A 19,682-nucleotide genomic window follows, 5' to 3' on the forward strand; every position below is an offset into this window, starting at 1 on the left:
TCTACGATCCGTGTGAGGGGGGACACTCCTCCACAGGGCAGACAAGGGGAACCAGCCGATTTCCCTACGCGTGGATACGATCAGTAAGCAGTACAGGGACGACGACACCGGAGGAGGTGCCCCATGGGAGTCATGAAGCGTTTCGAGCAGCGTCTCGAAGGTCTGGTCAACGGCACCTTCGCCAAGGTCTTCAAGTCCGAGGTCCAGCCCGTCGAGATCGCCGGCGCCCTCCAGCGGGAGTGCGACAACAACGCCACCATCTGGAACCGCGAGCGGACCGTCGTCCCCAACGACTTCATCGTCGAGCTCAGCGCACCCGACTACGAGCGTCTCAGCCCGTACTCCGGACAGCTGGGCGACGAGCTCTCCGGGCTGGTCAGGGACTACGCCAAACAGCAGAGGTACGCCTTCATGGGCCCCATCAAGGTTCATCTGGAGAAGGCGGACGACCTCGACACGGGTCTCTACCGGGTACGCAGCCGCACCTTGGCGTCGAGTTCGTCACAGCAGGACCAGCACGGTCAGCAGGGTCAGCAGGCGTTCCAGAACCATCCGGGACAGCAGGCCGCACCGCCCGCCCGCCCCGGACCCGGGCGGCCCCAGGCCCCCGGCGGCTACGGCTACCCTCCTACCTCCGCACCGCCCATGCCCGCGGCCCCGCCGCCGGGCAGGCACGGCGGCGGGGCCGGGCCCGACCGGCGTCCGCCGGCCACCCCCAGCCCCCTGCCGAACGCGCAGGTGCGACGCTGGATCGAGATCAACGGCACCCGCCACCAGATCTCCCGTCCGACGCTCGTGATGGGCCGCAGCACCGAAGCGGACGTGCGGATCGACGACCCCGGCGTCTCCCGCCGGCACTGTGAGATCAGGACCGGAACGCCCTCGACGATCCAGGATCTCGGGTCTACCAACGGCATCGTGGTAGACGGGCAGCACACAACCCGCGCTACGCTCCGCGACGGCTCGCGGATCGTCGTGGGCAGCACCACCATCGTTTACCGGCAAGCCGAAGGGTGAAGCGGGGGCAATGTCAGAGCTGACCCTTACGGTCATGCGGCTAGGATTCCTGGCTGTTCTGTGGCTGTTCGTGATCGTGGCCGTCCAGGTCATTCGAAGTGACCTGTTCGGAACGCGCGTGACGCAGCGCGGCTCACGCCGCACTGCCGCCGACGCGCGGCCTCCACAGGCACGCCAGACCGCTGCGGCGCCGCCGCAGCAACGCCAGCAGCCCGGCCGCCAGCGCCGGGGAGCACCGACCAAACTGGTCGTGTCCGAGGGGACGCTCACCGGCACCACGGTGGCACTCCAGGGGCAGACCATCACGCTGGGCCGGGCCCATGATTCAACGATCGTGCTGGACGACGACTACGCGTCCAGCAGGCATGCCAGGATCTACCCCGACCGTGACGGCCAGTGGATCGTCGAGGATCTCGGGTCCACCAACGGCACGTATCTGGACCGGACCCGTCTCACCACCCCGACGCCTGTTCCGCTGGGCGCGCCGATCCGGATCGGCAAGACCGTCATCGAGCTGCGGAAGTAGTACGACAATGAGCGAGCGGAGCGAGCGAGCCGCGGCGGCCCGGGCAACGGACCCGGGCAGGCTCCCGACCGGAGGGTGGGCAGTGTGGCTCGAGACCGGCTGTACCCCGAGCCGACGGGCGAGGTGCGCATGAGTCTTTCCCTGCGCTTCGCCGCCGGATCGCACAAGGGCATGATCCGGGAGGGCAACGAGGACTCCGGCTATGCCGGGCCGCGTCTGCTCGCCATCGCCGACGGCATGGGCGGCCAGGCAGCCGGTGAGGTCGCCAGTTCCGAGGTGATCTCCACGCTCGTCCAGCTCGACGACGACGTGCCCGGCTCGGACATCCTCACCTCGCTGGGCACGGCGGTCCAGCGGGCCAACGACCAGCTGCGCATGATGGTCGAGGAGGACCCCCAGCTGGAGGGCATGGGCACCACGCTCACCGCGCTCCTGTGGACGGGGCAGCGCCTCGGCCTCGTACACGTCGGCGACTCGCGCGCCTATCTGCTGCGGGACGGCGTCCTGACGCAGATCACGCAGGACCACACGTGGGTCCAGCGACTGGTCGACGAGGGCCGGATCACCGAGGAGGAGGCCACCACCCATCCGCAGCGCTCCCTGCTGATGCGCGCGCTGGGCAGTGGCGACCACGTCGAACCCGATCTCTCCATCCGTGAGGTCCGGGCCGGCGACCGCTATCTGATCTGCTCCGACGGCCTCTCCGGCGTCGTCTCCCACCAGACGATGGAGGAGACGCTCGCCAGCTACCAGGGCCCCCAGGAGACCATCCAGGACCTCATCCAGCTCGCCCTGCGCGGCGGCGGTCCGGACAACATCACCTGCATCGTCGCCGACGTCCTGGACGGCGACAGCAACGACACCCTGGCCGGTCAGCTCAACGACACCCCGGTCATCGTCGGAGCCGTCGCGGAGAACCAGGCCGCCCAGCTGAACGACGGCGGCGCCATGGAGACCCCCGCCGGACGCGCGGCCGGCCTCGGCCGCCCCGTCCCACCGCCCTCGGGCGGCTTCGGTCCTCCCGGCAGCGGTGACGACGTCGGCTACGACGGTATGCCGGACGGGGCCTTCGGCTCCTACTCCGACGACGACTTCGTGAAGCCCGGTGGCCGCAAGTGGCTCAAGCGGTCCCTGTACATCGTGCTCGCCCTGGCGGTCATCGGCGGCGGTGTGTACGGCGGCTACCGCTGGACCCAGACCCAGTACTTCGTCGGAGCGAAGAGCGACAACGTCGCGCTGTACCGGGGCATCAGCCAGGACCTCGCGTGGGTCTCGCTCTCGAAGGTCGAGACGGACCACCCCGAGATCGAACTCAAGTACCTCCCGCCCTACCAGCGCAAGCAGGTCGAGGCGACCATCGCCGAGGGCAGCCTGGCCGCCGCCCGCAAGAAGATCACCGAGCTCGCCACCCAGGCGACCGCCTGCAAGAAGGACGCACAGCGCCGCGCAGCCGAGAAGAACGCCCCGAGCGACGAGGGCCAGGCCGCGGGTACGGACAAGGACGCCACCAAGACGTCCACGACGTCCGACGCCAAGACCAAGCAGACTTCAGCGACTCCCACTCCCGGTCCCAGCCTCTCGGAGGAAGAGAAGAAGCTGGTCCCGCAGTGCGGTAAGCAGTAAAGCCGTAGGGGGCCTTCAGCACCATGAGCGTTGTCACCAACACGACCACGATCGGCGCGATCGACGCACCGAGCCGGCGCAACACCGAACTGATGATGATGGTCTTCGCCATCGCCATCTCGGTGTTCGCCTACGCCAACGTGGGCCTCGCCATCGACGGCTCGCTGCCTTCCGGCATGTTCGGATACAGCCTCGGCCTCATCCTGCTCGGCGGTGTGGCCCACCTCGTGGTGCGCAAGTTCGCCCCGTACGCGGACCCGCTGCTGCTGCCCCTGGCCACGCTCCTCAATGGGCTGGGGCTGGTGCTGATCTGGCGGCTGGACCAGTCGCAGAGGCTCATCAACCGCGCGGAGACCCTGTACGGGGCGTACTCCCCGGACGCCCCCAAGCAGCTGATGTACTCGGCGATCGGCGTCGCGCTGATGGTCGGGGTACTGGTGATCCTCAAGGACCACCGCATCCTGCAGCGGTACACCTACATCTCGATGGTCGCGGCGCTGATCCTGCTGATCATGCCGATGTTCTTCCCGGCGGTGAACGGCGCGAAGATCTGGGTCAGCCTGGGCCCCTTCTCCATCCAGCCCGGAGAGTTCGCGAAGATCATCATCGCGATCTTCTTCTCCGGCTACCTCATGGTGAAACGTGATGCCCTGGCCCTGGCCAGCCGTCGCTTCATGGGTATGTACCTGCCTCGTGGACGCGACCTCGGCCCGATCCTCGTCATCTGGGCGCTGTCGATCCTGATCCTGGTCTTCGAGACCGACCTCGGTACGTCCCTGCTGTTCTTCGGCCTCTTCGTGATCATGCTGTACGTCGCTACGGAGCGGACCAGCTGGATCGTCTTCGGCCTGCTGATGTCCGCGGTCGGCGCAGTGGGCGTCTCCACCTTCGAGTCCCATGTGCAGCAGCGTGTGGACGCCTGGATGGACCCGTTCGCCTGTTACGCGACGGACGGCGCGTGTGAACAGATCGGCAACGCCATCATGTCCTTCGGCTCCGGCGGCACGCTGGGCACCGGCTGGGGGCAGGGCCACTCCGACCTGATCGGCTTCGCCGCCAACGCCGACTTCATCCTCTCCACCGTCGGTGAGGAACTCGGTCTCGCCGGGATGATGGCCGTCCTGCTGATCTACGGCCTCATCGTCGAACGCGGTGTCCGCACGGCCCTCGCCGCGCGCGACCCCTTCGGCAAGCTCCTCGCGATCGGTCTGTCCGGCGCCTTCGCCATCCAGGTCTTCGTCGTCGCCGGCGGTGTCATGGGTCTCATCCCGCTGACCGGTATGACCATGCCGTTCCTCGCCGCCGGTGGTTCGTCCGTGATCGCCAACTGGGCGCTGATCGGGATCCTGATCCGGATCAGCGACACCGCCCGCCGCCCGGCCCCCGCCCCCGCCCCGACCTCCGATGCCGAGATGACCCAGGTGGTCCGACCGTGAACAAGCCCCTGCGCCGGATCGCGATCTTCTGCGGCGTCCTCATCTTCGCCCTGCTCGCACGGACCAACTACCTCCAGTACGTGAAGGCCGACGAGCTCAACACCCGCGACGAGAACCGCCGCGTCCGCATCGAGCGGTACGCACACGAGCGCGGCAACATCATCGTCGACGGCGGCAACGCCATCACCGGGTCCGCCGAGACCAAGGACAGCGACTTCAAGTACAAGCGGGTCTGGAAGGACGGCCCCATGTGGGCGCCCGTCACCGGCTACTCCTCGCAGGCCTTCGGCGCCACCCAGCTCGAAAGCATCGAGGACGGCATCCTCACCGGCAACGACGACCAGCTCTTCTTCGACAACACGATGTCGATGTTCACCGGGGACGAGAAGCAGGGCGGCAACGTCGTCACCACCCTCAACAGCGCGGCCCAGAAGGCCGCGTTCAAGGGCCTCGGCAACAAGAAGGGCGCCGTCGCCGCCCTCGACCCGCAGACCGGTGCCATCCTGGCGCTCGCCAGCACCCCGTCGTACGACCCCTCGACCTTCGCGGGCAACTCCGACAAGGACTCCAAGGCCTGGCAGAAGCTCCAGAAGGACAAGGACAAGCCGATGCTCAACCGGGCATTGCGCGAGACCTACCCGCCCGGCTCGACCTTCAAGGTCGTCACCGCGGCAGCCGCTCTGGAGAACGGGCTCTACACCGACATCGACGCGGACACGAAGTCGCCGCTGCCCTGGCGTCTCCCGCTGACCACCGGGCAGCCCCTGCCCAACGAAGGCAACATCCCGTGCGAGAACGCCTCGCTCCGCGAAGCGCTGCGGATGTCCTGCAACACCGTCTTCGGCAAGATCAGCGATGACCTCGGCAACCAGAAGATGATCGACGAGGCCGACAAGTTCGGCTTCAACAAGGAGATCTTCACTCCGACCCGCGCCGCTGCGAGCGTCTACCCCAAGGACAACCGTCCGCAGAACGCCATGGCCGGCATCGGCCAGGCGTCCAACCGTGCCACCCCGCTCCAGATGGCCATGGTGGTCTCGGCGGTCGCCAACGACGGCAAGCTGATGCAGCCGTACATGGTGGCCAAGCGGCAGTCGCCCAGCCTCGACGACATCTACACCCACGAGACCGAGCAGCTCAGCCAGCCGATGTCGGGTGAGAACGCCCAGAAGCTCCAGCAGATGATGGAGACCGTCGTCAACACCGGCACGGGAACGAACGCCAAGATCAACGGCGTCACCGTGGGCGGCAAGACGGGTACCGCACAGCACGGTCTCAAGAACAGCGAGAACCCGTACGCCTGGTTCATCTCGTACGCGAAGACCGACAGCGGCTCCCCCGTGGCCGTCGCCGTGGTCGTCGAGGACGGCAACGCCAACCGTGACGACATCTCCGGTGGCGGACTGGCCGCACCCATCGCGAAGGACGTCATGAAGGCCGTCATCGACAGCAAGAAGTGACACCGCTCACACCTGGCCCCAAATCCGCCCCAGCGGATACCGGTCGGATATCAGGTATTGCCTGCGGGCCGATCAGCTAGTGCGCGGCCGGTAGCGTATGCGCGAACAGCACACCGCCGGACCGCACACCGGTGCGGTCAGGACTGACGGAGAGGGCTGGAACAGTTATGGAAGAGCCGCGTCGCCTCGGCGGCCGGTACGAGCTGGGCTCGGTGCTCGGCCGTGGTGGCATGGCCGAGGTCTACCTCGCTCACGACACCCGGCTCGGCCGCACCGTAGCTGTGAAGACGCTCCGGGCGGACCTCGCCCGTGACCCGTCCTTCCAGGCCCGGTTCCGCCGTGAGGCCCAGTCCGCCGCCTCGCTCAACCACCCGGCGATCGTCGCGGTCTACGACACCGGTGAGGACTACGTCGACGGGGTCTCGATCCCGTACATCGTGATGGAGTACGTCGACGGGTCGACGCTCAGAGAACTGCTCCACTCCGGCCGCAGACTGCTGCCCGAGCGCACCCTCGAGATGACCGTCGGGATCCTCCAGGCACTGGAGTACTCGCACCGCGCCCAGATCGTGCACCGCGACATCAAGCCGGCGAACGTCATGCTGACGCGCACCGGCCAGGTCAAGGTCATGGACTTCGGCATCGCCCGCGCCATGGGCGACTCCGGCATGACGATGACCCAGACCGCGGCCGTCATCGGCACCGCCCAGTACCTCTCCCCGGAGCAGGCCAAGGGCGAGCAGGTCGACGCGCGCTCCGACCTGTACTCCACCGGCTGCCTGCTCTACGAGCTCCTGGCCGTCAGGCCGCCGTTCGTCGGGGACTCACCCGTCGCGGTGGCCTACCAGCACGTACGGGAAGAGCCTCAGCCGCCCAGCAACTTCGACCCCGAGATCACGCCCGAGATGGACGCGATCGTGCTGAAGGCCCTCACCAAGGACCCCGACTACCGCTACCAGTCGGCCGACGAGATGCGCGCGGACATCGAGGCCTGCCTCGACGGTCAGCCGGTCGCGGCGACCGCGGCGATGGGCGCGGCCGGTTACGGCGGCTACGGCGGTTACGACAACGACCAGCCCACCACCGCCCTGCGGGCAGCGGACCAGAACGGCGAGCGGACGTCGATGCTGCCGCCGGTCAACCCGGACGACGGCGGCTACGGCTACGACGACCGCCCCGACCGCCGGCGCCAGAAGAAGAGCAACACCTCGACGATCCTCCTGGTCGTCGCGGGCATCCTGGTGCTGATCGGCGCGATCCTCATCGGCAAAGCCGTCTTCGGCGGCGACGGCGACAGCGGTGACGGCACGTTCAGCGCGCCGAACATGATCGGTTCGACCGTCAAGGAAGCGCAGCGCCTCGCGGACAACACCAACACCATCCTCAAGGTCGGCCCGAAGGAGGAGTGCGAGGAGCAGCCCACGGGCAAGATCTGCCGGCAGACGCCGACGAAGGACCAGCAGGTCTCGGAGAACGACACCATCACGGTCTTCGTCTCCAGCGGTGCGCCGAAGATCGAGGTGCCGGACGTCACGGAGAAGTCCGAGGAGAACGCCCGCAAGATCCTTGAGGAGAAGGGCTTCACGGTCACGGTCAACTCGGTGGAGTCCGCCGACTCGGACCCGGGGACCGTCCTGGACCAGACGCCCAAGGGCAACGAGAAGGCGGAGAAGAACTCCGAGGTGAAGCTCTCGGTGGCCACGGAGAAGCTCATCACGGTGCCTCCGGTGACCGACCGTACGTACGACGAAGCGCTCGCCCAGCTCACCCAGCTCGGCTTCACCAATGTCGGCAAGTCCGAGGTCGACAACGAGAAGCCCGCGGGCCAGGTCGTCGGCCAGAACCCGGCGGCCAACGAGAAGGTGGGCAAGGACACCGCGATCATCCTCAAGGTGTCCAAGGGCCCGACGCAGCCCGCGACGGTGCCCGTCCCGGAGGTCCGGACGAAGAAGGTGTCCGAGGCCAAGCAGATCCTGGCCCAGGCCGGCTTCACACAGATCCGGTTCGCCGACGGCAGCTCGCCCGACGACAACGCCACCGTGGTCAACATCGACCCGCAGCCGAACACCCAGGCCGACCCGGCCACCACCGTCATCACGCTCACGACGATGGGCGGGAACGGGAACGGCCTCCTCGGCGGGAACAACGGCCACTAGGCAGTCGTGGCACAGCACAGGGCCCCGGTCACCTCAACGGTGACCGGGGCCCTGTGTCTGTTTCGCCGTACGGGTCAGCGCAGCTCCGCCGGCTTCGTCCGGTCGCGGTCGACCTTCTCCGTACGCACCAGCTCGCCCCACACGACGTAGCGGTACTTCGACGTGAAGACGGGGGTGCACGTCGTCAGCGTGATGTAGCGGCCGGCCTTCTTCGCACCGGAGCCCTTCGGGACCGCCTGGAGCACGTCGACGTTGTACTTCGACGTCTCGGGAAGCTCCGCGAAGACCTTGTAGACGTACCAGGTGTCCTTGGTCTCGAAGACGACCGCGTCCCCGGTCCGCACCCTGTCGATGTTGTGGAACTTCGCCCCGTGGCCGTCGCGGTGGGCGGCCAGGGTGAAGTTGCCCTCCTTGTCGGAAGGGAGTGCCGACTTCACCGGATCGGTGTAGTAGCCGGCGATGCCGTCGTTGAGGGTCTCGGTGTCGGTGCCCTTCTTGACGAGCACCTCACCGTTCCTCATGGACGGAACGTGCAGGAACCCGATGCCGTCCTTGGTGTCCAGCTCACCAGGCCCGCCGGCCCAGCGGTCTCGGACGGTATGGCTCTGCTTGGTGGCCTCGCGGTCCGCGAGGACGTTCGTCCACCAGAGGGAGTAGACGACGAAGAGCCCGAGCACCAGGCCCGCTGTGATCAGGAGTTCGCCGAAGACGCTGACAGCGGTCGCGACGGGATGACGGCCTCGGGGCCGCACCGGGGGCGCGGACTCGCCGGTCTGCTCTTCGTCCTCGGTCCTCGCTGCCACCGCACCGTCCCTGTCGTGAAGTCGTTCGGCCCGCTCAGTCCAGGAGCGCGTCGGGCTTTCCCTTGCTGCGCGGCCGTTCGTCGACCATCTTGCCCCAGACGATCAAACGGTACGTACTCGTGAATTCGGGCGTACAGGTCGTCAGGGTGATGTAGCGGCCGGGCTTCTTGAACCCCGACTGCGGCGGTACCGCGCCGATGACCGACACGTTGGACGGCGAGGTCTGCGGAAGGACGCTCGTCATCTCGTACGTGTAGTACGCGTCCTGTGTCTCGACCACGATCGGGTCGCCTGGCTTCAGCCGGTTGACGTAGCGGAACGGCTCGCCGTGTGTGTTGCGGTGGCCGGCCAGGGCGAAGTTGCCCTGCTTGTCCGAGGGCATCGCCGTGCGCAGCGGTTCCTCGCCGTAGTGCCCGACCATGCCGCGGTCGAGGACCTTCTCCTTGCTGATGCCCTCGGCGATCGGCGTGACCACGTCGAGTTTCGGGATGTGGATGATGGCGAAGCCCTCACCCGGGGCGAACACACCGGGACTGCGTTTGCCCTTGGCCCAGTCGTTCTGGATCTTGTGGGTCTCCTTGCCGGCGATCTGGTCGGCGCGCACGTTCGTCCACCACAGCTGGTACGTGACGAACAGCAGCATCAGCACGCCCAGCGAGATGAACAGCTCGCCGACCACCCGGCTGACGACGACCGCGGGGCTGTCCTTGGCCGCCTTGGCCGCCCGTCGTGCCTCGACGCGCGACATCGGTTTCGGGGGTACGGCGTCCCGGCCGTCGGCAGCCGGGGTCTCCGGCTGCCCGTCGACCCGCCTGCGCCCCCTGCCCTTGGCCGCGCGACGCCGCTCGGCCCGTCCGCCGGTGGCCGGACCCGAGACCTCCGGTTCGGGGGCGCCCGCCGTCACGGCATCGCGATCGCGGTCCGGCTGCGGCGGGATCGTGGTCACCGGCAGGACCGCTGTCACCGCCTGGTCGGTGACGACCACGCGCCGGGGTTCCGCCTTCCGCAGCGCGACGGTCTCGTCGTGGCGTGGCAGCGGCTCGGCGGGAGGGGCGGGCGAAGCGGTGGCGGGCGGGGGTTGCGTAGGCTCCTGGTGGCCGTACCAGTCCCGTTCGTATCCCTCGGGGTCGTACCACTCGCGCGGTGGGTCCTGGGCCGTCTGAGGCCCGTGTGACGCCTGCGGCGATGCCACGTCGACGCCTGGCTCCCCGGCCCCACGGCCGTCCGTGGCCGCCTGCTCGCCGGGGGCGCTCTCCGCCAGGAACCAGGGCGACGCGTGCCGCCCCGGGAGCGGGTCGTTCAGTGGGTCCGCCAGGTGGTCCACCGCCGCCTCGAACGCGCCGGCGCCCTCGAACCCGCCCGGTTCGTACGGGCCGTCCTGTCCGGCGTCGGATCCGTGGCGGGGTGGGGTCACGCGACGGCCTTGCCCACCACCGGCGCGAGTCCCGCCGACCTCTCGACGGCCCCGGCGTCACCGCACTGCGCCAGCCAGTTCGCCAGCATCAGATGGCCGTGCTCGGTCAGCACCGACTCCGGGTGGAACTGGACCCCTTCGACCGCCAGTTCCCGGTGGCGCAGCCCCATGATGATGCCGTCGGCCGTCCGCGCCGTGACCTCCAGCTCCTCGGGCACCGTGCCCGGCTCGGCTGCGAGGGAGTGGTAGCGGGTCGCGGTGAAGGGCGAGGGCAGACCGGCGAAGACGCCTCTGCCCCCGTGGATCACCGGCGACGTCTTTCCGTGCAGCAGCTCGGGGGCGCGGTCCACCACGCCCCCGTACGCCACCGCCATCGACTGCATGCCCAGGCAGACACCGAAGACCGGGACGCCGGTCGCCGCGCAGTGACGCACCATGTCGGTGCAGACGCCCGCGTGCTCGGGGGTGCCCGGTCCGGGCGACAGCAGGACTCCGTCGAATCCGTCCTGGGCGTGGGCGGTGGTGACCTCGTCGTTGCGGAGGACCTCGCACTCGGCGCCCAGCTGGTAGAGGTACTGCACGAGGTTGAAGACGAAGCTGTCGTAGTTGTCGACGACCAGGATGCGGGCGCTCATCGGCCGGCCCCCATCGCGCTCGTGCCGTCCCCGTCCACAGTCACGTCGCCGAACGGAAGCAGCGGCTCCGCCCACGGGAAGACGTACTGGAACAGGACATAGACAACCGCCAGGGCGAGCACGAGCGAAATGAACCCACGCACCCACGCGTTGCCCGGCAGATGCCGCCAGATCCAGCCGTACATGCTGACCCCTTCATTCGGTACGGGACCAGACTAAAGGCCTGGGGCATCGTCATGGGTCAGCTGTGGAAAGCTGCCGGTCTGCCGCCGGTCACGGGCTGGGTCGCGTCCAGGTGTGCCCAGGCGATCAGCCGGTGGCTGCTGCCCCACTCGGGCTCGCAGGTGGTCAGCGTCAGATACCGGCCCGGGCCGTCGAAGCCCGACTTGCGGGGAACCGGGTCGATGACCCCGACATCGCTCGGCACGGTCCGGTAGGGCTTCCTGTCGATGCGGTACGTGAACCACGTCGTCCCGTCCGTCAGGATCACCGCGTCACCGGGCCGCAGCTTCGGGAAGTCCTTGAACGGATCGCCGTACGTGCGCCGGTGCCCGGCCACCGCGAAGTTGCCGGTCGCGCCGGCCGCCGCGGTGCCCCGGTAGTGCCCGAGACCCTTCTGCAAGGTCTTGACCTTGGTGTTCTCCAGGACGGGCCACTCCCAGTCCTTCCCGAAGCGGGGTATGTAGAGCATCGCGAACGGCTTCCCGTCGCGGTACGTCCTCGGGGCGGCGGCCGGGGCCGTCGGCTCCGGGGCCTTCGCGGAGTCCGGCGGCGCGGGTGCGGCCACCGTCCCGTGCGCCCACTCGTTCTGCAGATCGCCGATCTGCCCCTCGGTCGCGCCCGCGGCCTTCACCCCGGTCCAGAACAGGACGTAGACGACGAAGAGGATGATCAGAGCGCCGACGGTGATGCACAGCTCGCTGAACGTCCTGACGATCAGTCGCACCGACACCGGGCGGCCTCCCCGCAGCTGCTCGCTACTTCACCGGCTCCGCATAGTGGAGATCCACTGTGCCCGAGTACCCGGGAAGAGTCACCGCCCCGTGCTCGTCGACTTTCCAGCCGAGCCCGTAGGCCTTCACGTACAGCAGGTAGTTCTGGATCGCCGGGGAGCCGTCGAGCGCCTGCTCCAGCTTTCCTGGATCACCGACGGCGGTGATCTTGTAGGGAGGGGAGTAGACCCGGCCCTGGAGGATCAGGGTGTTGCCGACGCACCGCACCGCACTGGTGGAGATCAGCCGCTGGTCCATGACCTTGATGCCGCGGGCACCGCCCTGCCACAGGGCGTTGACGACGGCCTGGAGGTCCTGCTGGTGAATGACCAGGTCATTGGGTTGCGGCTCGGGGTAACCGGGGCTCGCGGTGGCGTTCTGCGGAGCGTCGTCGAGCGTGACGGAGACCGCCCGCCCGGAGAGCTTGGCAGTGCCGGCCGCGCGCTCCAGCGCCTTGAGCTTGGCGTCCTCCGCCTCCGTACTGCCGTCGTCGCGCTGGGCGAGGGTGTCGATGTCGTCGCGCACGGAGGCGGCGGACTCGTCCAGAGCTGCGTTTTTCTCGCTGCGTTGCTGAATGAGATCGGAGAGCTTCAGCAGTGAGGAGTCCGTACGGATATTGGTGCCCTTGGCCGTATTGGCGCTGGTGACGAAGATGAGGCCGGCCAGGGCGAAAACGGCAGCCGTGAGCACTTTGGCCGGATGCCGGAAGGTGCGCCGGACCGGGCCTGGGGGAGAGTCGGCAGAATTGCTCAACGTACCCTTATCTCCTTCGGCGCCACGGAAGCACTACGCTAACGGACGCCCGGGGGAGGCAGCATTCCCCCTCGCGCCCAGCCCCGGCGCCAGCCACAGTTCCCTGCGCGGTCACGCAGCGCATCGACAGGAGAGTTCCTCGTGCCGAAGTCACGTATCCGCAAGAAGGCCGACTTCACGCCCCCTCCGGCGAAGCAGGCAACCAACATAAAGCTGACCAACCGCAGTTGGGTGGCGCCGGTGATGCTGGCGCTGTTCCTGATCGGCCTGGCCTGGATCGTCGTTTTCTATGTGACCGACGGCGATCTGCCGATCGACTCGCTGGGGAACTGGAACATCGTGGTCGGCTTCGGCTTCATCGCCGGCGGCTTCGGCGTATCGACCCAGTGGAAGTAGCACCGCAGACCGCCTAGCACCACAGCGGGCACCGGCCCCGCAACCCCTGCCCTGAGTTACCCACAGCGTTATCCACAGGCGGGGGAAAAGGTCAGACGATCTGTGGATAACTCCTCGGTCGTTGACGCCGGTGTGACTGCAGCCACCCTTCGAAGCGGGTGGCACGCCCCTTGTCCTAGCTGGAAAAAGCTGGAAAAACCCAGCTCAGCGGCAAGGGGCACAGTTGTACCCGCGGAATACACAAGATCGGGTACAGGCTGTGGACAACTTCGATCACAAACGGTCCATATCGGGCTGACGCTTGTGCACGGCTACGTCAGCGAGGCCGTTCTCGCGGCGACGATCAGGATCACCACGGCCAGCACCACGGCACAGGTACCGAACTGCACGAGGTTCCGCCGCTCGCGGGGCGCGTGCACCATGCCGATCCCGATCAGCGCGCCCGCGACCAGTCCGCCCACATGCGCCTGCCAGGCGATTCCGCCCCAGGGGTTGAAGGTGATGACCAGGTTGAGCGCGAGGAGCATGAACACCGGACGCATGTCGTAGTTCAGCCGGCGCATGAGGACGACGGTGGCGCCGAGCAGACCGAAGATGGCGCCGGAAGCACCGAGCGAGGGCTGGTTCTCCGCAGCGAGCCAATAGGTCAGAGCGCTGCCCGCCAGCCCGGAGAGCAGATAGAGCGCGAGATAGCGGACCCGGCCGAGCACCGCTTCGAGCGGTCCACCGAGCCACCACAGCCCCAGCATGTTGAAGCCGATGTGCCACACCTCCTGGTGCAGGAACATCGACGTCACCAGCCGGTACCACTGCCCCTCGGCGACACCCTCGGGCGGACCGCCGTAGTAGAAGTTCGCCCGGCCCAGCAGGGCCAGATCGTCGACCAGCGCACTGTTGGCCAGCCCCGCCACGAACACCGCGAGGTTGATCCCCAGCAGGATCTTGGTGATCAGCCGGGGGTCGGCCGCGACCGAGCCGCCGGCAAGCGTGCGCGGCCGGGCGGCAGCCGGGTGGTGCCCCGTACCGGCCCCCTGGCGCACACAGTCCGGGCACTGGAACCCGACCGAGGCACTGACCATGCAGTCGGGGCAGATCGGCCGCTCGCAGCGGGTGCAGCGGATCGCCGTCTCACGGCCGGGGTGGCGGTAACAGCTGACCGGGCCGTCGACGGGCGAGGTCGGGTCCTGGCCGCCCGGCGGCTGCTGGTCCATCGGTCCCATCATTCCCGGTCCCCTCGGTCCTCGTCGTGGCGAACACGGCACCGCCCTGCGCGTCCGCGTCTCTCATCAAGTACGGACAGACAGGGCGGTTGGTTCCCGGCGGGAGGACCGGAGAGTGACCGGCAGGTGACGTCGGGCGATCAGCGCTTCTCGACGACGACCGACTCGATGACCACGTCCTGCACCGGGCGGTCGGTGCGCGCGTTGGTCTGGATGGCCGCGATGGCGTCCACCACCTTCTGGCTCGCCGGGTCCACCACCTCACCGAAGATGGTGTGCTTGCCGGTCAGCCAGGCGGTCGGCGACACGGTCACGAAGAACTGCGAGCCGTTGGTGCCCGGGCCGGCATTGGCCATCGCCAGCAGGTAGGGCTTGGTGAAGGCGAGGTCGGGGTGGAACTCGTCACCGAACTCGTACCCGGGGCCGCCGGTGCCGTTGCCCAGCGGGTCGCCGCCCTGGATCATGAAGCCGCTGATGACCCGGTGGAAGACGGTGCCGTCGTACAGCCGGTCCTTGGACTTGGCCCCGGTCGCGGGGTGGGTCCACTCGCGCTCACCGGTGGCGAGCTCGACGAAGTTCTTGACCGTCTTGGGCGCGTGGTTCGGCAGAAGCCGGATCTCGATGTCGCCCTGATTGGTCTTCAAGGTGGCGTAAAGCTGCTCGGCCACGATCTGCCTTCCGTAAGTCTGATCTGACGTCAGCCGATCCTCGCACGGTCCACCCCGCCCGGCGCCCGGCCCGGCTGCGCCCCACACGGCCCACGCACCATTCCTCCCCCACACAGGCCGCCTGCCTGCGGCTTCCCCACCGGCGGGCGGAAACGGCACAGGAACAAATGCGGCCAAGTGCGTGACGAACCAGCGCGTGGCGGACCGAACCGTGGCATTGTCGTCGGCAGGCTCCCCTTGCACCTGCTTGCCCTGGGGCATCCCTGATGGCCCGAATGACCCGGATGCCCGCCCCACGTGCCGCATAGGTCCCGTGCAGGCATGATCTCGATCTGGGTGGAAAGGCGGAGTATCTACCCGCCACCAAGGAGGAGGATCCCGTGACCCGCATCGACAGCGTGCGCGCCGCAACCGACTCGGCGAGGGACAGCGTGCAGCACGCCGCGGTAGTGGTGGCGCCCTACGCCGACTCGGCCAGGGAACAGGCCGTTCACTATGCGCACGAGGCTCGCACACTGCTCGCGCCGAAGATGTCCAAGGCAGCCCAGCAGGCCCGCATCCAGTACGACGCGCACCTCGCACCCCGTCTCGAAGGCGCGCTCGCACACGTGCCGCCCAAGGTCGACGAGGCCGCGCAGCGCGCCGCACTGCGCACCCGCCAGGCCGCTCGGAGCGCCGCGGACTACACCGTCCCCCGCTTCGAGCACGCCCTCGCCACCGCGCAGCCCGTGGCCGAGGAGGCCACGGCCCGCAGCGCGGCCGCACTGGCCGCCCTGCGCGGGCAGGTGACGGCGAAGGAGATCAGGAAGCTGGCCCGGAAGCACGACCGGCGCGCCAAGTGCGGCCGGGCGTTCAAGGGGCTGGCCGTGGCCGGAATCCTGGCGGGCGGCGCCTACGCCGTCTGGCGGTGGTGGGACAAGCAGGCCAATCCTGACTGGCTGGTCGAGCCCCCGGCCCCCACCGAGGTCGACGACCGCGACCCGCTGTCCTCGGTCGACGGCAGCGACCGCTCGATCCTGGACCCGGAGGTCCAGGCCAAGCAGGCCGACGCCGAGGGCATCGTGGACGACGAGGACCCGGACGACCGCCCCTGACCTGCCGCCGGACAGTGGCCGGCCCGGCATCTCCACAGCCGGACGAATCGCCGGACGGACGGGCGCCGGAGGACCTCACGGGTCCTCCGGCGCCCGTCCGGCGTTCCCCTACGACGCCCGCGCGCCCCGGACAGGCTCGTCGCCCCGGCGAAAGCGGCTGCCCGTGGGCCGGGCGTCCGCCGGCTGCAGTTCGGCGGCGAAGAGTTGCCAGCTCTCCGCGTAGACCTGGGCGAGCCGGGCCACCGATGCCCTGCAGTGCGACGGCAGACCGGCGGCTATGTCCTCTCTGTTCCTCGCGACCACGGCCCCCGCGTCCAGCAGGCGCAGGATGGCGCGGCCGGCCTCGCTGAGCCGCAGGGAGGGGTCGCGCCGCAGCAGGCTGCAGATCTCCACGGGGTCCACGGGCGCCGCCTCGGCGGGGACCGGCGCGGCGCCGCTCGTGGTCACCGCGGTGCGGGGCCCACGCACCGGTGCGACCGGGGGGTCGCCCCGCGCGATCCGGTCCCGGACGTCGGCGACCGTGGCGGGGGAGATGCCCGCCTTCTTCGCGATCTGCCGCAGGGACGCCTCCGGGCTCTCCCTCAGCAGCTCCGCGGCCCGTTCACGGCGCCGCGCCGAGTCGAGGGGCCGGACACGACCGTCGCGTCCCACCCGTGCGACACCGGGCGGGACGTCCCCGCACTGAGTGCGTCGTATCTCCGCCGTCTTCGCGGGGGACAGACCCGCCAGCTTGGCCACGGACCGGTCCGACCACTCCGGATGCGCCGTGACGATGCGCTTCACAGCCGCGGTCCGTTCGCTGACCGACAGGGGCAGACCGTGCGTGCCGTTCACGGCCACGGCCAGGAGCAGGCCGTCCTCCGCGCTCCCGTCGAAGTAGCGGACGGCGATACTGGCCGCGCCCCGCACCTGCGCGGCTCGCAGGCGGTGGATGCCGTCGATGACCGTCATCGACGCACGGTGCACCAGTACGGGCGGCAGGTCCTCTCCTGCCTCCGCGAGGGTGCGGGTGTGTTCCGGGGTCTCCACGCGGCTGCGTGGGGAGGATTCGACCCTCAGATCCCGCAGGGGGACATCGACCACCGGGATCCTGTGCAGACCGTCCCGCAGCCCGAGCAGATAAGCGGAATCGCTTTCCTGAGCCCGCACCGGCCCGGCCACTACTGCCAGCCCGAGTCGTCTCCCGGCACCACGGCCGGGTCCTGCTCGGCGGAAGCGGAATGCATCGCGGGAACCGGTGCCTGCCAGCCCGAGTCGGCCAGGCTGGTCTCCACGTGCGCCGACTGGGTGGCCGCCGCACCGCCCGCCACGGACAGGACGGCCGCAATCGCTGCCGTGAGAAGCGCCATTCGACGTGCAGTCATCGTTCTCTTCCCCCTGAGTCGGAAGCCCTCGTTCGCTGCTCGAACTGTGATCAAGTCTGGCCTCGGCCAAGGGTGAAGAGAACGGCTTCGGGGGTGAGCAAAGCGGCCATGTCCGCAAAGGGACAAGGACTCAGTACGCGGCGGGCATCAGGGGTACTTCCGCGTGGAGAAGGGGCCACTCGCGCAGCCACAGCAGCGTGTCGGCCGCGGCTGCCCACAGGGCGCGCGCCGAGGACTCGGCAAGCGCCAGCGTCCGGGACTCCAGGTAGACGCCCACGACCGGGGCCTCGCCTTCCGAGGAGTGTACGGAGATATGGCGGATCCCCATGTCATCGGGAAGGGCCGCGGCAATGGCCGCGGCCGTGTCCGAGGGGAGCCCGGCGCCGGCCGGATGCGGCACAAGATGAATATGAACGAGATAGACCATTTCTCTCACTCCGCACTAATAAGGGGTTCATGTAGCATGCAAACTTGAGTGAGCTCACATGGACAGTGTTCCCCGGGGGGAGATTCCACTTGCTATCCGACTTGGGTATTGATTCGACCGCAGAAGCCGTGTATAGGACCATGCTCACCCACCCGGAAGCGGATGTCGCCGACTGGGCGGCCACGCTAGGAATCACGGAGCACGAAGCACGCGAAGCACTGGACCGACTGAGCCGTCTCGCACTGGTCCAGCAATCGACGGCATATCGAACACAGATACGTGCGGTCAATCCCCTTCTGGGCCTGGAGGCCCTGCTCGCTAGGCAGCAGGCAGAGCTGACAGCGCATCAGCAGCATGTCGAATCCAGCCGTGCGGCGGTCGCGGACGCCATTGCCATGTACGCCCATAATCACGCTCCCGGGGCGGGCTCAGGATTCCAGTACATTTCTGGAATAGAAGCCATCAGGGAGCAGCTCGAAATCATAAACAATCAGGTCCGGGAAGAGTTCTTGACGTTCGCTCCAGGTGGTGCGCAGACCCCGGAGAACACGGCGTGTTCCCGCCCTCTCAATATGAGACTCCTCAGCCGAGGGGTGCGGATGCGCACCATATATCTCGACAGCATTCGGCGCGATGCACACACGGTAGCCCACGCCGAATGGCTGGTAAATCAGGGCGCTCACATCCGCACCACTCCCACACTGCCCAACCGGCTCATCGTCATCGACCGTCGCACCGCCCTCATAGCGGCTGACAGCGAGAACACCGGAACAGGCGCGGTCCTGGTCGAGAACCCGGGAACGATCACGCTCCTGTGCACGCTCTTCGACAGCGTATGGCAGTCTGCGCGACCCCTTGGTGTGCGTCCGGAGCCGAGATCGGAATCGGGGCTCACCAAGCAGCAGACCGAAGTACTGCACCTGATGGCCGAGGGCCGTACCGATGAGGCGATCGCCCACCGTCTGGGGGTCTCGACCCGGACGGTACGCAGGACCGCGGCGAGCCTGCTCGCCCACCTGGGGGCGGAGAGCAGGTTCCAGGCCGGCGTCCACGCCGTGCAACGGCGCCTCCTGGCACAGCACGCCGACTGACGGGCGAAGGATCACCGAAGCCGTGTCCGGCTGGGCGCCATGCGTCCGGCCGGGCACGGCTTTCCGTTGCCGAGGCGCCCGTTCAAACGAAAGGTGTGAGCGGTTGAGCACCGGCGTTCAACCGCTCACACCTTTCAGTTGAACAACCCCTGTTCAACCGTTCATCAAATTTTTCTCCGCCGGGACGCGGATCCCTGCGGAACGATATTCGTTGACTGAACACCTTCGTCCGTGTCAGCTTTCTCCTCGTCCAGCCCGCCTATCCCTGAACTCGGGGAAGAGAAGGAGACATAAATGTCTCAGCAGGTTGCCGAGTACACCGCCGAGCAGATCCTTGACGCGAACAAGGCTGCGCACACCATGGAGGCGATGATCGGCCGTCTCAGCTACGACGAGAACTTCGCGAGCCGCCTGGCGAACAACCCCCGTGAGGCTCTCGACGGCGCGGGAATGCTGATGGAGAAGGACGCGATCGAGGTCCTCATGGCGACCGACCCGGAGCGCTTCGACAAGCTCTGCGAGGCGCTTTTCGACCTCGTCGACTCCGACTTCCTGCACCAGATGGTCGCGCCTTCCTGCGCGTGACCTGAAGTCACAGAAATTCTGC

The 19,682-nt window shown here is 68.1% G+C and carries 21 protein-coding genes; 10 read left to right on the top strand and 11 right to left on the bottom strand.

Features of this window, described 5'->3' with window-relative positions:
- The first annotated feature begins 123 nt into the window (after positions 1–123).
- The 6 genes from ABZ434_RS02365 to pknB all read left to right on the top strand — a co-directional run bounded on the left by ABZ434_RS02365 (position 124) and on the right by pknB (position 8,218).
- Positions 124–1,017 carry a DUF3662 and FHA domain-containing protein gene (locus ABZ434_RS02365; protein ID WP_359131500.1) on the top strand — a complete coding sequence of 298 codons (894 nt, stop codon included), beginning with the start codon at positions 124–126 and terminating at the stop codon, positions 1,015–1,017.
- 10 nt (positions 1,018–1,027) lie between these two features.
- Complete coding sequence (locus tag ABZ434_RS02370) at positions 1,028–1,543, top strand: FHA domain-containing protein (protein ID WP_266780367.1); 516 nt, start codon at positions 1,028–1,030, stop codon at positions 1,541–1,543.
- A 129-nt stretch (positions 1,544–1,672) separates the two neighbouring features.
- Complete coding sequence (locus ABZ434_RS02375; RefSeq protein WP_359131502.1) at positions 1,673–3,166, top strand: Stp1/IreP family PP2C-type Ser/Thr phosphatase; 1,494 nt, start codon at positions 1,673–1,675, stop codon at positions 3,164–3,166.
- Between the two features lie 23 nt (positions 3,167–3,189).
- The gene (locus ABZ434_RS02380) at positions 3,190–4,602 is read left to right on the top strand and encodes an FtsW/RodA/SpoVE family cell cycle protein (RefSeq protein WP_359131503.1); all 1,413 of its coding nucleotides are present in this window, start codon (positions 3,190–3,192) and stop codon (positions 4,600–4,602) included.
- Positions 4,599–6,062, top strand: a complete 1,464-nt coding sequence (locus ABZ434_RS02385) for a penicillin-binding transpeptidase domain-containing protein (RefSeq protein ID WP_359131505.1) — start codon at positions 4,599–4,601, stop codon at positions 6,060–6,062. The genes ABZ434_RS02380 and ABZ434_RS02385 overlap by 4 nt, the downstream gene beginning before the upstream one ends.
- A gap of 167 nt (positions 6,063–6,229) precedes the next feature.
- A complete protein-coding gene (gene pknB, locus ABZ434_RS02390) occupies positions 6,230–8,218 on the top strand; it encodes a Stk1 family PASTA domain-containing Ser/Thr kinase (RefSeq protein WP_359131507.1) in 1,989 nt (662 codons plus the stop codon).
- A 74-nt stretch (positions 8,219–8,292) separates the two neighbouring features.
- On the opposite strand, the gene ABZ434_RS02395 is transcribed toward pknB, so the two are convergent.
- Genes ABZ434_RS02395 through ABZ434_RS02420 form a run of 6 tightly spaced genes read right to left on the bottom strand, consistent with a single transcriptional unit; the run spans position 8,293 to position 12,815 of the window.
- Positions 8,293–9,021 carry a class E sortase gene (locus tag ABZ434_RS02395; RefSeq protein WP_359131510.1) on the bottom strand — a complete coding sequence of 243 codons (729 nt, stop codon included), beginning with the start codon at positions 9,019–9,021 and terminating at the stop codon, positions 8,293–8,295.
- 34 nt (positions 9,022–9,055) lie between these two features.
- Positions 9,056–10,435 carry a class E sortase gene (locus ABZ434_RS02400; RefSeq protein ID WP_359131511.1) on the bottom strand — a complete coding sequence of 460 codons (1,380 nt, stop codon included), beginning with the start codon at positions 10,433–10,435 and terminating at the stop codon, positions 9,056–9,058.
- Positions 10,432–11,070: an aminodeoxychorismate/anthranilate synthase component II gene (locus ABZ434_RS02405; RefSeq protein WP_359131512.1), complete on the bottom strand. Its 639-nt coding sequence runs from the start codon at positions 11,068–11,070 to the stop codon at positions 10,432–10,434. Before ABZ434_RS02405 ends, ABZ434_RS02400 begins: the two co-directional genes overlap by 4 nt.
- On the bottom strand, positions 11,067–11,255 hold the full coding sequence (locus ABZ434_RS02410) for a hypothetical protein (RefSeq protein ID WP_148019760.1): 189 nt from the start codon (positions 11,253–11,255) through the stop codon (positions 11,067–11,069). Before ABZ434_RS02410 ends, ABZ434_RS02405 begins: the two co-directional genes overlap by 4 nt.
- A gap of 56 nt (positions 11,256–11,311) precedes the next feature.
- The gene (locus ABZ434_RS02415; RefSeq protein ID WP_359131514.1) at positions 11,312–12,022 is read right to left on the bottom strand and encodes a class E sortase; all 711 of its coding nucleotides are present in this window, start codon (positions 12,020–12,022) and stop codon (positions 11,312–11,314) included.
- A gap of 25 nt (positions 12,023–12,047) precedes the next feature.
- Positions 12,048–12,815, bottom strand: coding sequence for a DUF881 domain-containing protein (locus ABZ434_RS02420; protein ID WP_359131515.1), 768 nt, complete (start codon positions 12,813–12,815; stop codon positions 12,048–12,050).
- A 141-nt stretch (positions 12,816–12,956) separates the two neighbouring features.
- Between ABZ434_RS02420 and crgA the strand changes: the two genes are divergently transcribed.
- Positions 12,957–13,211, top strand: coding sequence for a cell division protein CrgA (gene crgA, locus ABZ434_RS02425; RefSeq protein ID WP_136326732.1), 255 nt, complete (start codon positions 12,957–12,959; stop codon positions 13,209–13,211).
- Positions 13,212–13,522: 311 nt separating this feature from the next.
- Here crgA and ABZ434_RS02430 read toward each other — a convergent pair whose 3' ends face one another.
- Together ABZ434_RS02430 and ABZ434_RS02435 are read right to left on the bottom strand one after the other, a co-directional pair.
- Positions 13,523–14,422: a rhomboid family intramembrane serine protease gene (locus ABZ434_RS02430; RefSeq protein WP_359131517.1), complete on the bottom strand. Its 900-nt coding sequence runs from the start codon at positions 14,420–14,422 to the stop codon at positions 13,523–13,525.
- A 149-nt stretch (positions 14,423–14,571) separates the two neighbouring features.
- On the bottom strand, positions 14,572–15,099 hold the full coding sequence (locus ABZ434_RS02435; protein WP_359131520.1) for a peptidylprolyl isomerase: 528 nt from the start codon (positions 15,097–15,099) through the stop codon (positions 14,572–14,574).
- Between the two features lie 380 nt (positions 15,100–15,479).
- On the opposite strand from ABZ434_RS02435, the gene ABZ434_RS02440 reads away from it, so the two are divergent.
- Positions 15,480–16,193: a DUF5324 family protein gene (locus ABZ434_RS02440; RefSeq protein ID WP_359131521.1), complete on the top strand. Its 714-nt coding sequence runs from the start codon at positions 15,480–15,482 to the stop codon at positions 16,191–16,193.
- Positions 16,194–16,301: 108 nt separating this feature from the next.
- On the opposite strand, the gene ABZ434_RS02445 is transcribed toward ABZ434_RS02440, so the two are convergent.
- From ABZ434_RS02445 to ABZ434_RS02455, 3 genes are all read right to left on the bottom strand, one after another.
- Entirely contained in the window at positions 16,302–17,342 is a 1,041-nt protein-coding gene (locus ABZ434_RS02445) for a ParB N-terminal domain-containing protein (RefSeq protein ID WP_359131522.1), read from the bottom strand.
- An 11-nt stretch (positions 17,343–17,353) separates the two neighbouring features.
- Entirely contained in the window at positions 17,354–17,557 is a 204-nt protein-coding gene (locus ABZ434_RS02450; RefSeq protein ID WP_359131523.1) for a hypothetical protein, read from the bottom strand.
- Between the two features lie 130 nt (positions 17,558–17,687).
- Positions 17,688–17,957 carry a hypothetical protein gene (locus ABZ434_RS02455; RefSeq protein ID WP_359131526.1) on the bottom strand — a complete coding sequence of 90 codons (270 nt, stop codon included), beginning with the start codon at positions 17,955–17,957 and terminating at the stop codon, positions 17,688–17,690.
- A 71-nt stretch (positions 17,958–18,028) separates the two neighbouring features.
- On the opposite strand from ABZ434_RS02455, the gene ABZ434_RS02460 reads away from it, so the two are divergent.
- Both ABZ434_RS02460 and ABZ434_RS02465 read left to right on the top strand, forming a co-directional pair.
- Positions 18,029–19,075, top strand: coding sequence for a LuxR C-terminal-related transcriptional regulator (locus ABZ434_RS02460; protein WP_359131528.1), 1,047 nt, complete (start codon positions 18,029–18,031; stop codon positions 19,073–19,075).
- 294 nt (positions 19,076–19,369) lie between these two features.
- Positions 19,370–19,660, top strand: coding sequence for an Os1348 family NHLP clan protein (locus ABZ434_RS02465; RefSeq protein WP_359131529.1), 291 nt, complete (start codon positions 19,370–19,372; stop codon positions 19,658–19,660).
- Positions 19,661–19,682: the final 22 nt, after the last annotated feature.

The sequence above is a fragment of the Streptomyces sp. NPDC005761 genome, from assembly GCF_040630635.1.
GTDB lineage: Bacteria > Actinomycetota > Actinomycetes > Streptomycetales > Streptomycetaceae > Streptomyces.